The sequence below is a fragment of the Rubrobacter taiwanensis genome, assembly GCF_004337705.1.
Lineage (GTDB): Bacteria > Actinomycetota > Rubrobacteria > Rubrobacterales > Rubrobacteraceae > Rubrobacter_C > Rubrobacter_C taiwanensis.
Map to the genome: position 1 here is coordinate 143,439 of NZ_SKBU01000015.1, position 19,717 is coordinate 163,155.

A 19,717-nucleotide genomic window follows, 5' to 3' on the forward strand; every position below is an offset into this window, starting at 1 on the left:
ACCTACTCCCTAGAAAGGAGGTGATCCAGCCGCACCTTCAGGTACGGCTACCTTGTTACGACTTCACCCCAGTCGCAGGCCCTACCTTCGCGAGCCGCCTCCCCTGAAAAGGGGTTGGCCGCACCCGCTTCGGGCATTGCCTACTCCCGTGGTGTGACGGGCGGTGTGTACAAGGCCCGGGAACGTATTCACCGCGGCATTCTGATCCGCGATTACTAGCAACTCCGCCTTCATGGAGTCGAGTTGCAGACTCCAATCCGAACTTAGACCGGCTTTGATGGGATTCGCTCCACCTCACGGCATCGCAGCCCATTGTACCGGCCATTGTAGCACGTTTCTAGCCCTGGGCGTAAGGGCCATGATGACTTGACGTCATCCCCACCTTCCTCCGGTTTGTCACCGGCAGTCCCCTGTGAGTCCCCAACTCAATGCTGGCAACACAGGGCGGGGGTTGCGCTCGTTGCGGGACTTAACCCAACATCTCACGACACGAGCTGACGACAGCCATGCAGCACCTGTGGGGCACCCTCGAAGGATCACACGTTTCCGTGCGCTTGCAGCCCCATGTCAAGCCCAGGTAAGGTTCTTCGCGTTGCATCGAATTAAAGAACATGCTCCGCTGCTTGTGCGGGCCCCCGTCAATTCCTTTGAGTTTTAGCCTTGCGGCCGTACTCCCCAGGCGGGGCACTTAACGCGTTAGCTTCGGCACGGAGAGATTCGACTCCCCCCACACCTAGTGCCCATCGTTTACGGCTAGGACTACCAGGGTATCTAATCCTGTTCGCTCCCCTAGCTTTCGCGCCTCAGCGTCAGGAGTGGCCCAGAGAGCCGCCTTCGCCGCTGGTGTTCCTCCCGATATCTGCGCATTTCACCGCTACACCGGGAATTCCACTCTCCTCTACCACCCTCTAGCCTGGCAGTATCCACTGCACGCTCGGGGTTGAGCCCCGAGATTTCACAGCAGACTTACCAGGCCGCCTACGCGCTCTTTACGCCCAATGATTCCGGACAACGCTCGCCCCCTACGTATTACCGCGGCTGCTGGCACGTAGTTAGCCGGGGCTTCCTCGCCGGGTACCGTCAGGCTAGGGGCTATTAACCCTTCGCCCTTCGTCCCCGACAACAGAGCTTTACAACCCGAAGGCCTTCTTCGCTCACACGGCGTTGCTGCGTCAGGCTTTCGCCCATTGCGCAAGATTCCCGACTGCTGCCTCCCGTAGGAGTCTGGGCCGTGTCTCAGTCCCAGTGTGGCTGATCATCCTCTCAGACCAGCTACGCATCGTCGCCTTGGTGAGCCGTTACCTCACCAACTAGCTAATGCGCCGCGGGCCCATCCCTCGCCGGATGGCCGAAGCTACCTTTCCTTGCCGGAGCATGCGCCCCGGCAAGCGTACGGGGTATTAGCCGGAGTTTCCCCCGGTTATCCCCCTGCGAGGGGCAGGTTACCCACGTGTTACTCACCCGTTCGCCGCTTTACTCACCCCGAAGGGCTTTCTCGCTCGACTTGCATGTCTAAGGCACGCCGTCAGCGTTCGTCCTGAGCCAGGATCAAACTCTCCGAACTAATCGCTCTCACCGGACCTAAGGGCCCGGATCGAAGACCAGCCAGATGTGCGGGCGCTACCCGCGCGGCGATCCGCGTTTTGACTCCCGGATCGCAGAGAGTCGGTCCCGGCATTCGATGACGGGGTTTTCGCTGCTATTCAGTTTTCAAGGTCTCAAGCCCCTTGCCTCTCGGCGGAGCCGACCCGGTCGAGACTCTCAAGGCGAGAGAAAACCCGCCGGCTTCGGCGGGCCCGGCACTTCCCCAGCCTGTCGGGGATCGTTAGCCGGGGCTCCTCACCTCCGTTATCAACGTCGCCTCAACCATCAGCACCGAATATTGTACCCCGCCCGATCCCGGTGTCAAGCGTTTTGGGAGAACTTTCGGAAGAATTTCTGCTCCGAAGCCTCCGCGGGCGGCGGGAGAACATTCTAACGCCCCGCCCGCGGCCGTCAAGGGGTCTCTTCTGCGGGGGGTACGAGCCGGGCGTAGCGCCGCTTGCCGACCTGCAGGACCTTCCCGGCGAGCTCTTCCGGAGCGAGGTTGGCCTCCTCGTCCGTGATACGCTCGGCGTCTATTCTGACCGCTCCGCCCCGGATGAAGCGGCGGGCCTCTCCGTTGGTCCGGGCGAATCCGGCGCGGGAGAGGAGGTCCACGATCCACACAGGACCTCCGGACGGGATCCGGACCTCGGGAATATCGTCCGGCACGCCGCCCCGGGTGACGGAGTTGAAGTGGCGTTCGGCGGCGGCGACGGCTTGCTCGCCGCAGTACCGGCGTACGAGCCGCCGGGCGAGCTCCCGCTTCTGCTCGACCGGTTCGGCCGCGGGCATGGGCTCCTCTAGAAGCAGCGCGTAGTAGTCTGGCATGACCTCGTCGGGGATGCTCATGGTCTTGCCGAAGATCTCCTCCGGCGGGTCGGCGACGGCTATGTAGTTCCCGAGAGACTTGCTCATCTTCATCCTGCCGTCGGTGCCCACGAGCAGGGGGGTGGTGAGGATGCACTGCGGCCGCTTGCCGTAGTACTCCATGACCTGGCGGCCCATGAGCAGGTTGTAGAGCTGGTCGGTGCCGCCGAGCTCGACGTCGGCATCTACGGCGACCGAGTCGTAGGCCTGCATCAGCGGGTAGAGGAATTCGGTGAGGGTGATGGGATCGCTGGCCCGGAAGCGCTTCTGGAAGTCATCGCGCTCCAGCAGACGGGCGACCGTGGTGGCCCGGGTGAGGTGTATGACCTCCTCCATGGTCAGAGGGGCCAGCCACTCGGAGTTGAAGCGTACCTCGGCGCGGTCGCGGTCCAGGATGAGGTAGGCCTGATCCAGATACGTACGGGTATTGGCCTGGATCTCCTCCGGAGGCAGCACGGGACGGGTCTTGGAGCGCCCGGAGGGGTCCCCCACGCGGGCGGTGTAGTCCCCGATCACGAGCACCGCCGTGTGCCCCAGCTCCTGAAACGCCCGCAGCTTCCTCAGCACGACCGTGAAGCCGAGGTGGATGTCCGGAGCCGTGGGGTCTATGCCCAGCTTGACGCGCAGCGTCTCACCGCTGCGGAGGCGCCGGTCCAGCTCCTCCCGCGGGATGACGTCTACGGCGTTGCGGTAGATTGAGTTAAGATTCCGTTCGGTTTCCATAACCAAAATGTAACCCAAGCCGGTTTCGTGTACCATACCCGCTTGATGGCGCGGGCGTACCCAAGAAGGTCTGGAGCGCGGGGGAGATCGGCGACCGGAGCCGCAACGCTCGGGAAGCGCCCCCGGAAGCGGCGCCCCGCCCGCGCCGGGAAGGGCGGGGGCTCCGGGCGCCTGCTGAGCTGGCTGGTCGCCGCCTCGATCCTCGCCTGCGTGGCGGGGGTCTCGGCGCTGGCCGGCGGGTATCTGGGGCTGGTGCGGGTGGTGAACGAGCTCCCCGAGCCGTTAAGCACCACGGCCCGCCCCACGTATATATATTCTGCGCCGCTCGGCGACACCGACGGTTCGCGGCGGGTGATCGGCACGATCTTTCAGGGGGAGAATCGCCAGACGGCGAAGCTGGAGGAGATGCCGGGCTACCTTCTGGACGCGCTGGTGGCCAAAGAGGACGAGCGCTTCCGCGAGCACGCCGGCATAGACCTGTGGGGCATAATGCGGGCTCTCTACGTGGACCTGAGGGCCGGGCAGGCCGTGCAGGGCGCATCCACCATAACGCAGCAGTTCGTCAAGAACGCCTACCTCTCCGGCGAGGTGAGCATCACCCGCAAGCTCAAAGAAGCTGCCATAGCGATCGAGATAGAGCGCCGGTACACCAAGGACGAGATCATCGGCATGTACCTCAACACCGTGTACTTCGGGAACAACGCCTACGGGGTGGAGGCCGCCGCCCAGACCTACTTCAACAAGCCCACCGAGGAGCTGACGCTGAGCGAATCGGCCACGCTCGTGGGCCTGCTCTGGTCGCCCTCGACGCTGGGCAGCGACCGGGACGCGGCCAGAGAGCAGCGCAATCTGGTGCTCCGCAACATGTTCAACAACGGATATATAACCCAGCAGGACTACGATCGGGCGCTCTCTGAGGAGCTGCCTGAGAAGTGGCCGCTGGCGCCGATGCTGGAGACGGGACTTACGGGTCCGGAGGTAACCCGGGACTTCGTGGAATACGTCCGCGGGGAGCTGACACAGATGTACGGTGCCAACACGGTGCAGGCCGGCGGGCTGACCGTATACACCAGTCTGGACCCCGAAGCGCAGCTCGCGGCCGAAGAGACGTTGTACGGAGACACGGGTTACCTGCCTTACGAGAGCTCGCCTGATGGCGCGATAGTCTCGATCGAACCCGAGACCGGCTATATCCGGGCGATGGTCGGAGCCCGAGATCAGGACGGAGACTTCAATCTGGTAACCCAGGGGCGGCGCCAGCCGGGAAGCACGTTCAAGACCTTCGCGCTCATCGCGGCCCTGGAGCAGGGGATCTCGCCGCAGGAGATCTATGTCTCCGAAGACAAGGAGTACGTGGTACCCATGGAGAACGGCCGCGAGGAGAAATGGGAGGTGGAGAACTACCGGGGCGCGGAGCGCGGCCCGATAACGCTGGAGGAAGCGCTCTGGGAGTCGGATAACACGGTCTTCACGGACCTGATCACCAACGCCGAGGGGAACGGGCTCAGAAACGGGCCGCAGGCGACGATAGACGTGGCGCACCGTCTGGGCATAACCTCGGAGTTTGAGCCGCTCCCCTCGATCGTGCTGGGCACTCAGGAGGTCTCCCCGCTGGAGATGGCGACCGCCTACGCCACGATAGCCAACTACGGCGAGCGGGTGACCCCCCGGGCGATAACCCGGGTGATCGAGAACCACGGCACCGAGGACGAGAAGGTTCTCTACGAAGCCCCCCCGATGGAGGGCGAGCAGGTGCTCGACCCGGAGGTGGCGCGGGAGACGATCCGGATCCTGGAGGACGGCGTCACCGAGGGTATAGCGAGGAAGGCCGCGCTAGGCGGCGACCGGCCCGTAGCAGGCAAGAGCGGCACGACGGAGAGCTTCTTCGACGCCTGGTTTGTGGGCTTCACTCCCCAGCTGGTCACCAGCGTGTGGCTGGGATACGCCGAGGGGGGCAAGACCTTGGAGGAAGCCGCCTACGGCTCGCCCATCGTGGGAACGAGCTACCCGCTGGAGATCTGGCGCGACTACATGAGCGAGGTCATGCAGGGCGAGCCCGTCGAGCGCTTCGATCACGAACCCGCCCCCACCTCCGTTGCAAGTTCCGGCGGGCAATAACCTTCGGTTTCACCGAAACGCTCTCTTCGCCATGGAGCAGGTAGCGCCAGGGCAGCTCCGCTCCCCGGCTGATCCCAACCCGCGTGGTGGCCACGATCTCGCCGCCCGCACTCTCCCCCCACGAGATGAAGAGCGGCCCCTCAACGAGACTCGCTCCGTCGTACTCCAGCGACACGCCCAGTGCCTGCGTGAGCCGGCCCGGGCCTCCGGCGAGGTTCGAGCCCCGGCCGCGCCGGTACCGCATCAGATCCACCCCTTCGAGCGGCCGCAGAGCCCGGATCAGGACCGGGCTCCCCACCCCTTCGGCCCCGCAGACCGCGTTGAGCAGCACATGCATCCCGTAGGAGAGGTAGACATAGGCCGTGCCCGGTGGCCCGAAGATGCTGCTGTTGCGCAGGGTCGGGCCGTTGTAGGCGTGGCAGGCGGGATCATCCGGCCTGTAGGCCTCGGTCTCCACGATCACGCCGGAGGCGCGTCCCTCGGACGAGTCGTGCACCAGCACGCAGCCGAGGAGGTCCACGGCGACCTGCCGGGGATCCCGGTCGTAGAATTCGGCCGGAAGGATCACTACTCGCCGGTGAGCTCGGAGATGCGCCGGCTGAGGCGGTCGAGGTCCAGGCCCGCCTCGGAGCGGATGGAGGACTTCAGGAGCGGCCGCACCTGGCCTATCTGGGCCTGCAGCTCCTTGAGCAGCTCCAGGGCCCCGCTCTCGGCTCCGACCATGTCGCGGAGGATGGTGGCCTCGGTGCGTCCGGCGACGAGCGGCTCATCCACACCCTCCACGTAGACCAGCGTGCGCCGGCCGCTGCCCCGGTTCTCCTCGATGGGGATGAGCGCAACGATCTTATCCGCGCGTGCGTACTTCCCGAAACCCAAAGCGACCAGCCGATCCCGAACCACCTTCATGGTGAGCGGAAGTTTAGCACAGTACCGCCGACCCCCGATGCCCTGGAGACACCCCACCACATCAAGGCCGCTCCGTGGCAGCGAAGCAGCGCGGCGAACCGAAAGGGGAGGTATCATGGGAAACGTGCAAAGTGCCCGGAGACCGCAGGTACTGTTCGGGGAGAGCGTCGAGCTCCGGCGGCACTCCCGCGAACACTACCCCCTGTACGCCCGCTGGTACGGCGACCGCGAGATCTGGCACCTGACCAGCTGGACTCCGGAGCCCATGTCACCGGTGGCCGTGGAGCGGATCTTCGAGGAGCGGGAGAACTCCAGCCTCTCCGACTCGTTCGCCATTCACCTCCCCGGAGAGCCCGAACCCTTCGGCATAGTGAGCTTCATCAATCTCAACCGGGCGAACGCCTCGGCGGACCTCTCCATCTTAATCGGTGAGCCCGAGTACCGGGGCAGCGGCTACGGAACGGACGCCATACGCACCCTCCTCTGCTACGGCTTCGAGGAGCTGCAGCTGAACCGCGTCGGTCTGACCGTCTTCGACTTCAACCACGTGGCCATCCGGACCTACGAGAAGCTCGGCTTCCGCAGCGAAGGGCGGATGCGTCAGGCGGTCCGGCGCAACGGCGCCTGGCACGACGCCATCCTCATGAGCCTGCTCCGCTCCGAGTGGGAGCGCAGAGAGTCCGGCGGCTAGCTCAACCGCGCCGCACCTGCGCGCCGAAGCTCTCCCCGAGCCGGGCGGCGATGCGGTCCAGCTCCCGCTTGACCCGCTCGTCGGTGAGGGTCTCCTCGCCCTGGAAGGTGAAGGAGAACGCGACGCTCTTCTTGCCCTCCGGGACCTGACGACCGGCGTACACGTCGAAGATGCGGAAGCCGGCCAGGATCGGACTCTCCACTTCCGAGATGGCCCTCAGCATATCTCCGGCCCGCACCCCCTCGTCCACCACGACGGCGAGGTCCATCTCCACCGCCGGGACGTTCACGAAGCGCCGGAACTGCTCTACGCGATCGGGGTCGCAGTGCCACAGGCTCAGCTCGAAGGCCGCCACCGGCCAGCTGCCGAGCCCGAAGCTCTCCACCACCTGCGGGTGCACCTCGCCGACCCAGCCGACAGCCTCCCCGCCCGCCAGCACCCGGGCGGATCGGCCCGGGTGCAGGAACGGCTCCCGCACCGGCTCGAACTCCGCGTCCGGGACGAGCCGCTCCACCACGCCCTTGGCCTCGAAGAAGCCCGCGCTCACAGCCGGAGCGTTCCACGCCTGCGGGCGCACCTCGCCGGCCAAGAGCCCCCCAACCTTCGGAAGCTCCTCCACACCGGAGAGGAAGTCCAGCTCCCCGGGCTTCAGCTCTTCGAGCGGGCGGCCGGGGAAGAGCTCCTCCGCAACCGGCTCCAGCCCCCGCCTGCCCTGCAGGCGGTAGGCCACGGCGTACTCCTGCTGCCCGGCCGGGATCTCCCGGGCGAGGAAGACGCGCCCGACCTCGAAGAGCGCCCCACCCCGTACGCCGAAGGCCCGGTTGCGCGCCGCGGCGTCCAGCATCCCCGGCAGCAGGGTCGTGCGCAGCTCGGCCTGCTCCCCGCTGAGCGGGTTCCGCAGGCGCACCGTCCGGTGCCGGGGATCTCCCTCCGGGAGCAAAAGATCCCGCACCCAGCGGTCCGGCCCGAAGGGGTAGAGTATGGCCTCGGCGAAACCGAGGTCGGCCAGCGTGCGGCGGACGAGGCGCTCCCGCTGCTGCTCCGGCGCGAGTCCGCCGGGCTCGGCGATGGCCGGCAGCTCTTCGGGGACGTGCTCCAGCCCCTTGAGGCGCCCGATCTCTTCGATCAGGTCCGCCTCGCGCTCCAGGTCCCGGCGGAAGGTGGGCACCACCACCTCCAGCCGGCCGTCCGAGCCCGCTACCTCGCAGCCGAGCGAGGCGAGCAGCTCAGCCGCCTCCTCCCGGTCCACCGGCATCCCGAGCAGCAGCTCCGCCCGCTCGGGGCGCAGCGGCACGCTCCGGGGCTCCACCGGCTCGGGGTAGTGGCTCAGGACGTCCGGGGCGACCCAGCCGCCGCAGTTTGCGGCCAGGAGCTGCACCACCCGGTCGCGGGCGAAGCCCACCATATTGGGGTCCAGGCCGCGCTCGAAGCGGCCGGAGGCGTCGGTGCGCAGCCCCAGCCGGGCGGAGGTCTCCAATATGTTGCGCCCGGCGAAGGTGGCGACCTCGACCAGAACGTCCGTGGTCCCCTCCTCCACCTCGGAGTCCTCGCCGCCCATCACGCCGGCGATGGCCCGGCCCCGCTCCTCGTCCGCGATCACGAGCATCTCTCCATCCAGCTCGCGCACGGAGCCGTCTATGAGGGCGAGTCTCTCGCCGGGGCGGGCGCGGCGTACCACGATGCCCCCTACTATCCTGCGGGCGTCGAAGGCGTGGATGGGCTGCCCGGTCTCCAGCATCACGTAGTTGGTGGCGTCCACGATGCCGTTTATCGGACGCATCCCGGCGGTGAAGACACGCCGCCGCATCCAGATCGGAGCCCGCACGCCGGGACGCATCCCGGAGACCCGGCGCAAGTCGTAGCGGGGGCAGAGATCCTCATCCTCCACCCGCAGCGTGTACTCGCCGGTGGGCGCGCCGCCGGTCCGGAATCTAACCTCCGGAACCCGGAAGTCCGTGCGCAGGATCGCGGCCAGCTCGCGCGCGACCCCGATCATGCCCCAGAGGTCGGGACGGTTCGGCATCACGTCCACGTCCAGCACCACCTCCCCTACCGGGAAGTAGTCGGCGAGAGGCCGCCCCACCTCATAGTCCCCCTCCAGCAATAGGATGCCCTCGTGGTCGTTTGAGATGCCGAGCTCACGCTCGCTCATCATCATGCCGTAGGACTCCAGCCCGCGCAGCCGGGCCTTCTTCAGCTTCGTGCCGTCGGCCATTACGCTGCCGGGCAGCACCACCGGCACGCGGGCACCGGGATAAGGGTTGGAGGCCCCGGCCACGATCTGTACTACCCGCCCTCCGATGTCCACCTTTCCGACGAAGAGCCGGTCGGCGTTGGGGTGGCGGCCGAACTCCTGCACCTCCCCCACCACGACCTCGCCATCGGCGACGCCGTAGCGGTAGACACCCTCCACCTCCTGACTGCGCAGCGAGAGGAGGCTTACGAGCTCCTCGGGGGACTGGTCGAAGTCCACGTACTCCCGGAGCCAGCTCAGCGGAACGCGCAAGTCCTACCCCTCTCCTCCTAGAACTGATTCAGGAACCGCAGGTCGCCCTCGAAGAAGAGCCTGAGGTCGGGGATGCCGTACTTGACCATCGCCATCCGGTCCGGACCGAAGCCGAAGGCGAAGCCCGTGTACTCCTCAGGGTCGTAGCCGACCTCTTCGAGCACGTCGGGGTCCACCATCCCCGCGCCGCCCATCTCCAGCCACCCGGCTCCCTTGCAGATGCGGCAATCAGGGTCTCCCCCGCCGCAGAGGAAGCAGCTCACGTCCAGCTCCACGCTGGGCTCGGTGAACTGGAAGTAGCTGGGCCTGAGCCGGATGCCAACCCCTCCTCCGAAGACGTGGCGGGCCATCGCTGCCAGAGTGCCCTTCAGGTGCGCGAGCGTGATGCCCCGGTCCACGGCCAGGCCCTCGATCTGGTGGAACATCGGGGTGTGGGTGGGGTCGGAGTCGCGGCGGAAGGTCTTTCCGGGCACCACCACGTACACCGGCGGACGCTGCACCAGCATCGTCCGCACCTGCACCGGCGAGGTGTGCGTCCTCAAGACCAGCCCCTCGTCCAGGAAGAAGGTGGCCTGCATGGCGCGCGCCGGGTGCCCGGGCGGGATGTTCAGCGCGGTGAAGTTGTGGTAGTCGGTCTCCACCTCCGGCCCCTCGGCGACCCTGTACCCCAGCCCCACGAAGAAGTCCACCACGTCGTCTATGACGCGGCGGGTGGGGTGCAGATGACCCCGCGGGTACGGCGCGCCCGGCAGCGTTACGTCCACCGCCTCGGACCGCAACCGCTCCTCCCGCTCGGCCTCCGCGAGCACCTCCGCCCTCTTTTTAAGCGCCGCCTCTATCTCCCTGGAGGCCAGGTTGGCCGCCCGGCCGACTTCCCGGCGCTCTTCGGGCGAGAGCCGCCCGATGTTCTTCTTGATCCCGGTGAGCTCCGCCGAACGCCCCAGGTACCTCACCCGGACCCGCTCCACCTCGTCCGTGGAACGGGCGGCGGCGACGGCCTCCAGCGCTTCTTTCTGCAGCTCCTCTATACGGTCGGTAACCGGCATGGTAGTGGGCTATGTTAGCACACGGGAATAGGCCGCGTAGAGCAGAATGGAAGCCGCTACCGCCGCGTTCAGCGAGTGCGCCTCGGCCGGGATCGTGACGCTCGTCTCGCAGGCGGAGACGACCTCCTCTGGCAACCCGCTCCCCTCGCTGCCGACCACGATCACGAGCCTCCCGGCCGGGAGCGAGCCCGGCGACGCTCCCCCCGCAGCGACCGCGGCGACCGGCGCAAACCCCGCCTCCCGCGCCCGCCTCAAAAACTCCGGCGGCTCCACTTCGCGGGCGAGGGGAACCCTGAAGATGGAGCCCATCGTGGCCCGCACCGTCTTGGGATTGTAGAGGTCGGCGCAGCCTCTCGAGAGCGCGACGCCTGCTCCGAAGGCGTGCGCCGAGCGGATCACGGTCCCGACGTTCCCCGGGTCCTGCACGCCGTGCAACAGCGCCAGCCGGTCCCGGCACCGCAGAAGCTCCTCCTGTGACAGGTCGAGGAAGGGGAAGACGGCGACCGGCCCGGAAGGGGTGGTGAGCGAGGAGAGCCGCCGGACGGACGCCTCATCTTCGAAGAGGTGCTCCGGCGGATACGGAGCTTCGCGCACGAGGAGGGCCCCCTCGGCTAGGAAGCGCCGTTCCCGCTCCCGGTACTTCTTCTGCTTGAGCTTTGCCAGGCGCTTGAGCGAGATCACCTCCGCACCTCCCCGGTGTTATCATGGCGGCTGCCGGCCAGAGGAGAGGAGTCTCGCGTGCCCGCAACCCGGATCATCCGCTGGAGCGGAGCCGCAGCCGCCGCCGGCGGCGCGCTGGGGTTCCTGGGATTCCTCATCTCCCTCCTGCATCCGCTCTACTCCAGCTCTTCGCTCCTGGCCCTGAGGCTAGGTTTTCTCTCGGACCTTCTGCCCCTCCCGCGGTATGTTACCGCCATCGGGGTGCTCGGACACGCACAGTTCGTCCTCACCGCAGCGGGCGTCGTGGGCGTCCACGTCCTGCTCCTGCACCGCTCCGGCGGGAAGCTGCCGCCCAAGGTCTCCGCTCTGGGGGTGATCCTGGTCCTGGCGGCGGTGGTGGTGCTCGTCAGCTCGGGTTTCTATGCGCTGGGCCGGGGAGACAGCGCTACCCCGGTCCCCTACCTCCTCTCCGCGGTCTTCAACTCGGCCGACACGCTCCGGCTCGCGGGCATCCTGCTGGCGGGCGTCGCCGCTCTGCTGGCGCAGGGCCTGGTCCGGCCGGGAGTCCTGCTCTTTGTCATCGCCGTTCTGGAGTCGGACGCGGTCTACGCGCTGCTGTTGCTGCGGCCGGTTAGCGGCGCAGACGCGAGCTTCGGTCCCGCAACCTCCGTACTCCTTCAGCTGCTGCCGCCGGCCGCCCTGCTGGCGTGGATGCTGCTCGGCCTGCTCCTGCTCTCAAGCGGCACGAAAGAGGCCCCGGCCGGGTAGCCGGGGCCCTTGCGTGAACCACTCGCCGCCTAGCTCGCCTTCTCCAGCGCCGCTCTGGCCCTCTCCGCGACCACGGCGAAAGCCCCGGGCTCGGTGGCGGCCAGATCCGCAAGCACCTTACGGTCCAGGTCCACCCCGGCCAGCCGGAGGCCGTGCATGAACCGCGAGTAGGAGAGGCCATGCTGGCGGGAGGCTGCGCCTATGCGCTGGATCCAGAGCCGGCGGAAGTCCCGCTTCTTCTGCTTGCGTCCCTCGTAGGCGTAGACGCCGCTCTTCCAGACCTGCTCCTTGGCCCGCCGGTAAGAGCTCTTCTTCGCGCCGCGGTATCCCCTGGCCTGCTCCAGAACCTTGCGGCGCTTCTTGCGGGCGTGGACGCTGCGCGCTGCCCGGGCCATCCTACTTCACCCCCAGAAGGCGCTTCATCCGCTTCTCCTCCGCGCCCTCGGCGATGTAGTCGTACTTCTTCAGCCGGCGCTTGCGCCCGGGAGACTTCTTCTCCAGAAGATGGTTGTAGTAGGCTTTGCGGCGCTTGAGCTTGTTCTTCTTGGTCAGCTCGAAGCGCCCGGCAGCGCCTTTGTGGGTCTTCATCTTGGGCATATACGTGGTTCCTCCGCGTTTTTTGGGACACAACCGCAAAACCGGGGCTGGCGGCACGCAAGAGAACCGCTTCGCTCCCGAACCCGCGCGATTATAGCAGAGTGCCGCCGAGCTGCTAGCTCTTCTTCCCCTTCTGAGACGCCCGGTCCCTGTGCGGCGCCAGCACCATGACCATGTTGCGGCCGTCCAGGTTGGGCTGGCTCTCGATGCGGCCCAACTCGCTGACCTCATCATAGAGCCGCCGCAGCAGCCGCTCCCCCAGCTCGGGATGCTGCACCTCCCGGCCCCGGAACATGATCGTTACCTTCACCTTGTCGCCACCCCGGAGGAAGCGCTCCACGTGGCCGCGCTTGGTGGCGAAGTCGTGATCGCCGATCTTGGGCCGGAGCTTGATCTCCCGCACGTTGATGGTCGTCTGCTTCTTGCGGGCAGCCTTGCGGGCCTGTTCTTTCTGGTACTTGTACTTGCCATAGTCCATCACCCGGACTACCGGCGGGTTGGCGTTGGGCGCCACCTCCACCAGGTCCAGATCCCGGTCCTCCGCGTAGCGCATCGCGTCGCGGATGTGCTTGATCCCGAGCTGCTCTCCCTCGGGAGAGATCAGGCGCACCTGCTTGGCCCGGATCTGACCGTTGATCCTGATCTGTTCGTCTACAGCTACGGCTAAACACTCCTTCTGTTCTCGCCTGCGGACCACTCGCCCGCCGCAGAATGCTCGTGCGGGGGCAGGTAAAAGGAACTATCCCTTACCTGAAGTATACCCGCCTTCATCTCTATCGTCTATCCGATCTCCGCGACGCGACCTCCTCTGCAAGCCGCCGCGCGAACTCCTCCAGCGGCACCTCTTCCTGGGTCTTCTCGCCGCGCCGCCGGACGTTGACGGCCCCCGCCCGGACCTCGCTGTCCCCGACCACGAGCAGGTACGGGATCTTCTGCCGCGCGTTCTCCCGGATCTTCTTCTGCATGGTCTGCAGCGACTCGTCCACCTCCACCCGGAAGCCGGCCTCTGCGAGGGTCTCCCGCACCCTGCGGGCGTACTCCAGGTGCCGGTCGGCGATCGGGATGACGACCGCCTGTACCGGCGCGAGCCAGGTCGGAAAAGCCCCGCCGTAGTGCTCGATCAGAACCGCCATGAACCGCTCCGTGGTCCCGGTGACGGCCCGGTGCAGCAGGACCGGCGTGTGAGGCCTGTCGTCCTCTCCGATGTACTCGCAGCCCAGTCGGGCGGGCTGGATGAAGTCCACCTGAATGGTGGAGAGCTGCCACTCGCGGCCCAGGACGTCCCGGGCCATGAAGTCCGCCTTCGGACCGTAGAAGGCAGCCTCCCCGGCCTCCGGATGATAGTCTATGCCGGCGGCGTCCAGCGCGTCCCGCAGGGCCTGCTCGGCGCGGGCCCATTTCTCGTCGTCGGCGACGAACTTCTCCGATTCGGGATCGCGCAGGCTCAGCCGCACCCGGTAGTCGGAGAACCCGTAGGTGTCGAGTACCTCGCGGATGATCTCCAGCGCCCGGGCGAATTCCTCCTGGATCTGATCCTCCGTGCAGAACACGTGCGCATCGTCCTGCGTGAGGCTGCGCACCCGCGTGAGACCGCTGAGCTCGCCGCTCTTCTCGTAGCGGTAGAGCGTCGCGAACTCCGCATAGCGTACCGGCAGATCCCGGTAGCTGTGCGCCCGCGAGTTGAAGAGCGTCATGTGGCTCGGGCAGTTCATCGGCTTGAGCCGGTAGCGCGTCTCACCCTCCACCATCGGAGGGAACATGGCGTCGCTGTAGTGCTCGATGTGCCCGCTCTTCTCGTAGAGACGCTCGTTGACGAGGTGCCCGGTCCAGACGTGCTCGTAGCCGTGCCGGGTCTGAACCTCGCGCACGTAGCTCTCCATCAGGTGCCGCAGCGTCTCGCCCTTCGGCAGGAAGAGGGGTATCCCGGCCCCCACGTCGGGTGAGAATGTGAAGAGACCGAGCTCCTTGCCGAGCCTGCGGTGATCGCGGCGTCTGGCCTCCTCCAGCCGCCGCAGGTGTGCCTTGAGCTGCTTCTCCGTCGGGAAGGCCGTGCCGTAGATGCGTGTGAGCATCGGGTTCTTCTCGTCGCCGCGCCAGTAGGCCCCCGCGACGCTCTGCAGCTTGAACGCTCCCAGCCGGCCCGTGCTCGGAACGTGCGGCCCCCGGCACAGGTCGAAGAAGTCGCCCTGGCGGTAGATGGAGATCTCCCCGTCCTCCAGCTCCCGGATGAGCTCCAGCTTGTACGGGTTGTCCCGGTAGAGCTCCTCGGCCTCCCCCTTGGAGATCTCCTCGCGCCGGATGGGCAGATCCCGCTCCACGATCTCGCGCATCCGCTCCTCTATCCTGGGCAGGTCATCCTCAGAGATACGCCCGGCCACCTCGATGTCGTAGTAGAAACCGTCCTCCACCGGAGGTCCGATGGTCAGCTTGCTGCCCGGATAGAGCTCCAGAATCGCCTGCGCCATCGCGTGCGCCGTGGAGTGACGCAACACGTAGAGCCCCTCCGGCGAATCCTTCGTCACCACCTCGAAGTCCCCGCCGCCGTCCAGCGGGGCGTCCAGATCTATCAGACGGCCGTTGAGCTTCGCGACGACGGCGTCCCGCGCGAGCCGCGGCCCTATTCTCTGCGCCACGTCCCTCGCCCGCTCGCCGGGCTCTACCTCTAGCTCCTTACCGTCGGGGAGCCTGACAGCAGCCATGCGTACGCACCTTCCTTCACGAGATCCAGGGATAGAAGAGACAAGGACCGGCCGGGGGTCAGGTAGTTCGAAGCCGCAGGAGCAGTGGGCGATAGTGGATTCGAACCACTGACCTCTTCCGCGTCAAGGAAGCGCTCTCCCCCTGAGCTAATCGCCCACATTGTCCGGGCGGCCGCGTCCGAGAGGCGGCACCCGGAATCGAACCGGGGTACAGGGTTTTGCAGACCCTTGCCTAACCACTCGGCCATGCCGCCAGGAGTCTGGCCGCCACCGGCCGTTAAGAGCGGAAGACGGGATTCGAACCCGCGACCCTCACCATGGCAAGGTGATGCTCTACCAGCTGAGCTACTTCCGCAAGCCGGTGAAGATGGTACCACGCTCCGGCCGGACTTACAACCATCTCCCCGGCTTCCGGCCGCGGAAGACCACATACCGCATGATGAAGAAGCTGAGCGTCGAGGCTCCGACCATGGAGACCGCCTTGGCAATGTTGGCCTCCAGGACGGGAGGCAGCGCCGTGGCCCCGAACAGGACGCGCACCATCAGCCAGAAGAGCGCCGTGGCGACCCCCACGTTCACTACCGCCTGCGCCGCGAAGAGCACCTTCTGCCGCAGATCTCCCCGTGCCCGCTCCCGGAAGGTCCAGCGGCTGTTCAGGAGGTAGCTGTTGAGGTTGGCAGCCACCAGCGCAACGAGGTTGTAGACGACGAGCCGGAGGTTCTCCTCGGCGGGGAAAAGCCAGATCAAGAGGTTCAGCACCCCCACGTCCACAGCCGTGTTGACGGCTCCCACCGCGGAGAACTTGGAGTAGCGGATGCCGCCCCGGACGGCGCGCCGCCGGGCGGTCACTCTGCTCCCTTCCCGGAGCGCGCAAGCTCGTAGAACCCGCGCAGAGCCTCCGTAGCATTCTGCCAGCTCCGCCTCTCGGCCGTGGCGCGGGCCTCCCGGCCCATGCGCCGCCGCAGAACGTCATCCTTCACCAACCGGCCGACGGTCCGCACGAGCGCCCCGTCTGAGTCCGGATCGTAGAGCAGGCCGCAGGCGCCGTCCTCCACGACCTCCCTCGTCGCCCCGGCGTCGGCTGCGACCACCGGCAGCCCGGAGGCCAGCGCCTCCAGCATCACGAGCCCGAGCGTCTCGGTCGTCGAAGGGAAGACGAAGATGTCGGCGGAGGCGTAAGCCGCGGCCAGGTCTTCGCCGTGCAGCATCCCGGTGAACACGACCGGCGAACCCGCAAACTCGCGCTCCAGATCCCTCCGGGCGGGCCCGTCCCCCACCACGGCGAGCCGCGTCCCCGGCACCTCCCGCAGCACCGCCTTCAGCCGCTCGATACCCTTCTCCGGGGCGAGCCGGCCCACGAAGAGCAGCAGCCTGCTTTCAAGGTTCCCGCCGGAGAGCCGCAGCCTCCACTCTTTCGAGGCCCGATCCGGACGGAAGAAGCCGGCATCCACGCCCTGGGGCCAGAAGTGCACGCGTTCCACTCCCTCGGCGAGGAGGTACCGCATAGTCGCCTCCGAGGTGCAGAGGTTGAGGCGGGCTCTGTTGTGGATGGCTCTGGTGTACCAGCGCGCAGCCTCATGCAGGAACCCGAGACCGTAGAAGCGGGCGTAGGCCGCCACGTGGGCGTGATAGGAGGCCACGAGCGGCACCCCCAGGCGCCGGGCGTAGTAGGGTGCGCTCATCCCGAGAACGAACGGGTGCACGGCGTGGATCAGGTCGGGATCAAACCTCCGGAGGGCGCGCCCGACCGCCGGATTGGCGGGCGCTATCCTGACCTCGGGGTACGGCGGGAAAGGCACGCTGGCGACCCGGTGTATCCGGGCTCCGGCGTAAGACCCCGGTCCCCCTTCGGGATACTTCGGAGCGACAACGAGCGCCTCGTCTCCCATCTGCGAGAGGTGCTCCAGCGTGTGCCGGAGACGGGTGACGACCCCGTCCACCTTAGGCAGGAAGGTCTCCGTGAAGAACGCTACGCGCAACGCCCCCCTACCTGTAGCGCGAACGGCGCCAGTTTACCCGCGGATCGAAGGTCTCCGGATGGATCCGGTCCCGGTTCTCCAGGGCGATCAGGAGCAGCCTCTCCACCGTCTCCTCGGTCAGGAGGTGCGGCTTGAGCCCGAGATCTCTAAGTCTGGTGTTGGCGGCGTTGTAGTAGTGAGACTCCTTCTCCACCCGCGGGTTCTCCAGATGCACAAGCTCGGGTTTGAGGCCCAGCTCCCGGGCCACCCTCTCCACCAGCCGGCCCAGCTGCAGTACCGACCACTGCTCGGTGAACTGGTTGAAGACCCGCATCTCCCCGGGCTCCGCCGGGTGCAGCGCCGCCAGCTCGATGCACCGTACCGTGTCCCGGATGTCTATGAAGCCCCGGGTCTGGCCGCCTCTGCCGTAGACCGTGATCCTGTTCCCGCTCGCAGCCTGAGCTATGAAGCGGTTCAGGGCCGTGCCGAAGACACCGTCGTAGTCGTAGCGGTTGGTGAGCACCGGGTCTGAGGCGGTCTCCGGCGTCTCGACGTTGTAGACCACACCCTGATTCAGGTCCGTGGCCCTCAGCCCCCAGGTGCGGCAGGCGAACATTATGTTGTGCGAGTCGTGGACCTTGGAGAGGTGGTAGAACGAACCGGGCTGTTTGGGATAGGGCAGCGTGTCGGTACGCCCCTTGTACTCGATGGTTATGTACCCCTCTTCGATATCTATGTTCGGGGTCCCGTACTCGCCCATGGTGCCGAGCTTGATCAGGTGGCACTCCGGCACCAGCTCCCGGATCGCGAACAGCAGGTTCAGCGTGCCTACGACGTTGTTCACCTGGGTGAACACTGCGTGGCTGCGGTCTATCATCGAGTAGGGCGCCGAGCGCTGCTCCGCGTAGTGCACCAGCGCCTCCGGCCGGAACCCGTCCAGGGTCCGGTATACGAACTCCTCGTCGTTCAGATCCCCGATGGCGACCCCGATCTCGCGGCCGGAGACCTCCTTCCAGCGCGCCACCCTGTCCTCTATCGGAGCGATGTCCGTTAACGAGTCGGTGCCGAGCTCGCGGTCCCACTCGCGACGGACGAGGCTGTCCACTATCAGGACCTCGTGGCCCCGGGCGGAGAGGTGCAGCGCTGTAGGCCAGCCGCAGAATCCGTCTCCCCCTGCAACGATGATACGCAAGAGTCGTCCCCCGTCTTTTAGAGAGTCCTACCGAAGGTTGTCTATTATGGCCTGCGTGAACTCCTTGGTGCCCGCCGTGCCCCCCAGATCCCTGGTGCGGGTCTTCTCGGAGGCCAGCGCCTCGTTGATCGCCCGCTGCATCCTCTCCGCGTCCTCCTGCAGCCCCATGTAGATGAGCATGTTCTTGGCCGAGAGCAGTGTAGCCAGCGGGTTCGCCCGGTTCTGCCCGGCGTACTTCGGCGCAGATCCGTGCACCGGCTCGAAGAGCGCGATACCGTCGCCCACGTTCGCCCCGGGAGCCACACCGAGCCCGCCGACCAGACCGGCGCACAGGTCCGAGAGGATGTCGCCGTAGAGGTTGGGGCAGACCAGCACGTCGTACTCATTCGGCCGGATGACGAGCTGCATCGCCATATTGTCGACTATACGGTCGTCTATCTCTTCGAAGCGATTCTCGTAATCCCGGGAGATCTCGTAGAAGATGTCCCGGAACATGCCGTCGGTGAACTTCATGATATTCGCCTTGTGGACCACCGTTATGCGCCGCCGGCCCATGGCCACCGACTGCTCGAACGCCATGCGGCAGATGCGCTCGCAGCCCTCGCGGGTTATGACCTTAATGGACTCGGCAGCGTTCCTGCCCACCATGTGCTCCACGCCGGCGTACAGATCCTCCGTGTTCTCCCGAAAGACGATGATATCTATATCCTTGTAGGGCAGATCTATCCCCGGCAGGCTCTGGCTGGGCCGGATGTTGGCGTAGAGATCCAACTCCTTGCGCAGCGCCACGTTGACCGAGCGGAACCCCGTGCCGACCGGCGTGGTCAAAGGACCTTTGAGGGCGACCTTGTTGCGCCGGATGGACTCCAGCACGTACTCGGGGAGCGGCGTGCCCTCCTTCTCAATGACCTTCTCCCCGGCCTCCACTACCTCCCACTCTATGCCCACATCCAGAGCCTCTATCACGGCTCTGACGGAGTCGGTCACCTCCGGCCCTATCCCATCCCCGGGTATTAGCGAAACGGTGCGTGTGGCCAACTCTGAACTCCTTTCTGATGCCATCCAATCGGGATGTACTATACCCGAGAAGGCGGTGCGCGGGCTAATCTACGGCCCGAGCAGGAAGACTATGGCCTCGATCCCCATGGCCACCAGCGCCACGAAGATGAGGGCTCCGGCGACCACCTTGTCCCCGGTCCTCAGATAGCCCCGGATGGCGAAGAGTATAGCTCCCAGAGCGAAGAGCACCACCCCGAGATGGATCCTGCCCAGGAAGACGGCAGCCGTGATGCCGGCCAGAAAGAGCAGCGCCCACCCGGCGGTGAGGCCGACTTTTAGGGCCCGCGGGGCGCGCTGTTCTTTAAACTCCCTCATCAGGGAATTACATCCCCAAAGAGCCGCC

Annotated in this window: 18 protein-coding genes, 3 tRNA genes and 1 rRNA gene; 3 read left to right on the top strand and 19 right to left on the bottom strand. The window is 66.4% G+C overall.

What is annotated here, in order from left to right:
• Nucleotides 1–13 precede the first annotated feature (13 nt).
• A 16S ribosomal RNA gene (locus E0L93_RS08365) occupies nucleotides 14–1,564 on the bottom strand.
• Between the two features lie 431 nt (nucleotides 1,565–1,995).
• Entirely contained in the window at nucleotides 1,996–3,174 is a 1,179-nt protein-coding gene (tyrS, locus tag E0L93_RS08370) for a tyrosine--tRNA ligase (RefSeq protein WP_132690861.1), read from the bottom strand.
• Nucleotides 3,175–3,219: 45 nt separating this feature from the next.
• Here tyrS and E0L93_RS08375 point away from each other — a divergent pair, with 45 nt between their 5' ends.
• Entirely contained in the window at nucleotides 3,220–5,292 is a 2,073-nt protein-coding gene (locus tag E0L93_RS08375) for a transglycosylase domain-containing protein (RefSeq protein WP_132690863.1), read from the top strand.
• On the opposite strand, the gene E0L93_RS08380 is transcribed toward E0L93_RS08375, so the two are convergent.
• Both E0L93_RS08380 and E0L93_RS08385 read right to left on the bottom strand, forming a co-directional pair.
• Nucleotides 5,216–5,860: a DNA-3-methyladenine glycosylase gene (locus E0L93_RS08380; protein WP_132690865.1), complete on the bottom strand. Its 645-nt coding sequence runs from the start codon at nucleotides 5,858–5,860 to the stop codon at nucleotides 5,216–5,218. The two genes, E0L93_RS08375 and E0L93_RS08380, sit on opposite strands and share 77 nt — an antisense overlap.
• Nucleotides 5,860–6,258, bottom strand: coding sequence for a hypothetical protein (locus E0L93_RS08385; RefSeq protein ID WP_243638163.1), 399 nt, complete (start codon nucleotides 6,256–6,258; stop codon nucleotides 5,860–5,862). The genes E0L93_RS08380 and E0L93_RS08385 overlap by 1 nt, the downstream gene beginning before the upstream one ends.
• 55 nt (nucleotides 6,259–6,313) lie before the next feature.
• On the opposite strand from E0L93_RS08385, the gene E0L93_RS08390 reads away from it, so the two are divergent.
• A complete protein-coding gene (locus E0L93_RS08390) occupies nucleotides 6,314–6,889 on the top strand; it encodes a GNAT family N-acetyltransferase (protein ID WP_165874246.1) in 576 nt (191 codons plus the stop codon).
• A gap of 1 nt (nucleotide 6,890) precedes the next feature.
• Here the strand turns inward: E0L93_RS08390 and pheT are convergent, their stop codons facing one another.
• Genes pheT through E0L93_RS08405 form a run of 3 tightly spaced genes read right to left on the bottom strand, consistent with a single transcriptional unit; the run spans nucleotide 6,891 to nucleotide 11,122 of the window.
• The gene (gene pheT, locus E0L93_RS08395) at nucleotides 6,891–9,395 is read right to left on the bottom strand and encodes a phenylalanine--tRNA ligase subunit beta (RefSeq protein ID WP_132690871.1); all 2,505 of its coding nucleotides are present in this window, start codon (nucleotides 9,393–9,395) and stop codon (nucleotides 6,891–6,893) included.
• A 17-nt stretch (nucleotides 9,396–9,412) separates the two neighbouring features.
• A complete protein-coding gene (gene pheS, locus E0L93_RS08400; RefSeq protein ID WP_132690873.1) occupies nucleotides 9,413–10,441 on the bottom strand; it encodes a phenylalanine--tRNA ligase subunit alpha in 1,029 nt (342 codons plus the stop codon).
• A 9-nt stretch (nucleotides 10,442–10,450) separates the two neighbouring features.
• Entirely contained in the window at nucleotides 10,451–11,122 is a 672-nt protein-coding gene (locus E0L93_RS08405) for a TrmH family RNA methyltransferase (protein WP_132690874.1), read from the bottom strand.
• Between the two features lie 57 nt (nucleotides 11,123–11,179).
• Here E0L93_RS08405 and E0L93_RS08410 point away from each other — a divergent pair, with 57 nt between their 5' ends.
• On the top strand, nucleotides 11,180–11,869 hold the full coding sequence (locus E0L93_RS08410) for a hypothetical protein (protein WP_132690875.1): 690 nt from the start codon (nucleotides 11,180–11,182) through the stop codon (nucleotides 11,867–11,869).
• A gap of 29 nt (nucleotides 11,870–11,898) precedes the next feature.
• Here the strand turns inward: E0L93_RS08410 and rplT are convergent, their stop codons facing one another.
• The 12 genes from rplT to E0L93_RS08470 form a co-directional block, all read right to left on the bottom strand.
• Complete coding sequence (gene rplT / locus E0L93_RS08415) at nucleotides 11,899–12,264, bottom strand: 50S ribosomal protein L20 (RefSeq protein ID WP_132690877.1); 366 nt, start codon at nucleotides 12,262–12,264, stop codon at nucleotides 11,899–11,901.
• Between the two features lies 1 nt (nucleotide 12,265).
• Nucleotides 12,266–12,466 carry a 50S ribosomal protein L35 gene (rpmI, locus tag E0L93_RS08420; RefSeq protein ID WP_132690879.1) on the bottom strand — a complete coding sequence of 67 codons (201 nt, stop codon included), beginning with the start codon at nucleotides 12,464–12,466 and terminating at the stop codon, nucleotides 12,266–12,268.
• Between the two features lie 115 nt (nucleotides 12,467–12,581).
• Nucleotides 12,582–13,163 (bottom strand): translation initiation factor IF-3, encoded by a 582-nt coding sequence (infC, locus tag E0L93_RS08425; RefSeq protein WP_165874247.1) that lies wholly within the window; start codon nucleotides 13,161–13,163, stop codon nucleotides 12,582–12,584.
• 76 nt (nucleotides 13,164–13,239) lie between these two features.
• Nucleotides 13,240–15,165, bottom strand: coding sequence for a threonine--tRNA ligase (thrS, locus tag E0L93_RS08430; RefSeq protein ID WP_132690881.1), 1,926 nt, complete (start codon nucleotides 15,163–15,165; stop codon nucleotides 13,240–13,242).
• An 85-nt stretch (nucleotides 15,166–15,250) separates the two neighbouring features.
• Nucleotides 15,251–15,322 (bottom strand) — tRNA-Val (locus tag E0L93_RS08435).
• A 26-nt stretch (nucleotides 15,323–15,348) separates the two neighbouring features.
• Nucleotides 15,349–15,419 (bottom strand) — tRNA-Cys (locus E0L93_RS08440).
• 28 nt (nucleotides 15,420–15,447) lie between these two features.
• Nucleotides 15,448–15,520 (bottom strand) — tRNA-Gly (locus E0L93_RS08445).
• Between the two features lie 35 nt (nucleotides 15,521–15,555).
• Entirely contained in the window at nucleotides 15,556–16,014 is a 459-nt protein-coding gene (locus E0L93_RS08450) for a GtrA family protein (protein WP_165874248.1), read from the bottom strand.
• The gene (locus E0L93_RS08455) at nucleotides 16,011–17,144 is read right to left on the bottom strand and encodes a glycosyltransferase family 4 protein (protein ID WP_132690885.1); all 1,134 of its coding nucleotides are present in this window, start codon (nucleotides 17,142–17,144) and stop codon (nucleotides 16,011–16,013) included. Before E0L93_RS08455 ends, E0L93_RS08450 begins: the two co-directional genes overlap by 4 nt.
• A 7-nt stretch (nucleotides 17,145–17,151) precedes the next feature.
• Complete coding sequence (locus E0L93_RS08460) at nucleotides 17,152–18,315, bottom strand: NAD-dependent epimerase/dehydratase family protein (protein WP_132690887.1); 1,164 nt, start codon at nucleotides 18,313–18,315, stop codon at nucleotides 17,152–17,154.
• Between the two features lie 27 nt (nucleotides 18,316–18,342).
• Complete coding sequence (locus E0L93_RS08465) at nucleotides 18,343–19,353, bottom strand: isocitrate/isopropylmalate dehydrogenase family protein (protein WP_243638164.1); 1,011 nt, start codon at nucleotides 19,351–19,353, stop codon at nucleotides 18,343–18,345.
• Nucleotides 19,354–19,422: 69 nt separating this feature from the next.
• A complete protein-coding gene (locus E0L93_RS08470; protein ID WP_132690891.1) occupies nucleotides 19,423–19,689 on the bottom strand; it encodes a hypothetical protein in 267 nt (88 codons plus the stop codon).
• Between the last annotated feature and the right edge of the window lie 28 nt (nucleotides 19,690–19,717).

Excerpts from the sequence above, each read along its gene's own strand:
- tyrS (WP_132690861.1), bottom strand. The coding sequence starts at position 3,174 with ATGGAAACCGAACGGAATCTTAACTCAATCTACCGCAACGCCGTAGAC.
- E0L93_RS08375 (WP_132690863.1), top strand. The coding sequence starts at position 3,220 with ATGGCGCGGGCGTACCCAAGAAGGTCTGGAGCGCGGGGGAGATCGGCG.
- E0L93_RS08390 (WP_165874246.1), top strand. The coding sequence starts at position 6,314 with ATGGGAAACGTGCAAAGTGCCCGGAGACCGCAGGTACTGTTCGGGGAG.
- pheS (WP_132690873.1), bottom strand. The coding sequence starts at position 10,441 with ATGCCGGTTACCGACCGTATAGAGGAGCTGCAGAAAGAAGCGCTGGAG.
- rplT (WP_132690877.1), bottom strand. The coding sequence starts at position 12,264 with ATGGCCCGGGCAGCGCGCAGCGTCCACGCCCGCAAGAAGCGCCGCAAG.
- rpmI (WP_132690879.1), bottom strand. The coding sequence starts at position 12,466 with ATGCCCAAGATGAAGACCCACAAAGGCGCTGCCGGGCGCTTCGAGCTG.
- thrS (WP_132690881.1), bottom strand. The coding sequence starts at position 15,165 with ATGGCTGCTGTCAGGCTCCCCGACGGTAAGGAGCTAGAGGTAGAGCCC.
- E0L93_RS08470 (WP_132690891.1), bottom strand. The coding sequence starts at position 19,689 with ATGAGGGAGTTTAAAGAACAGCGCGCCCCGCGGGCCCTAAAAGTCGGC.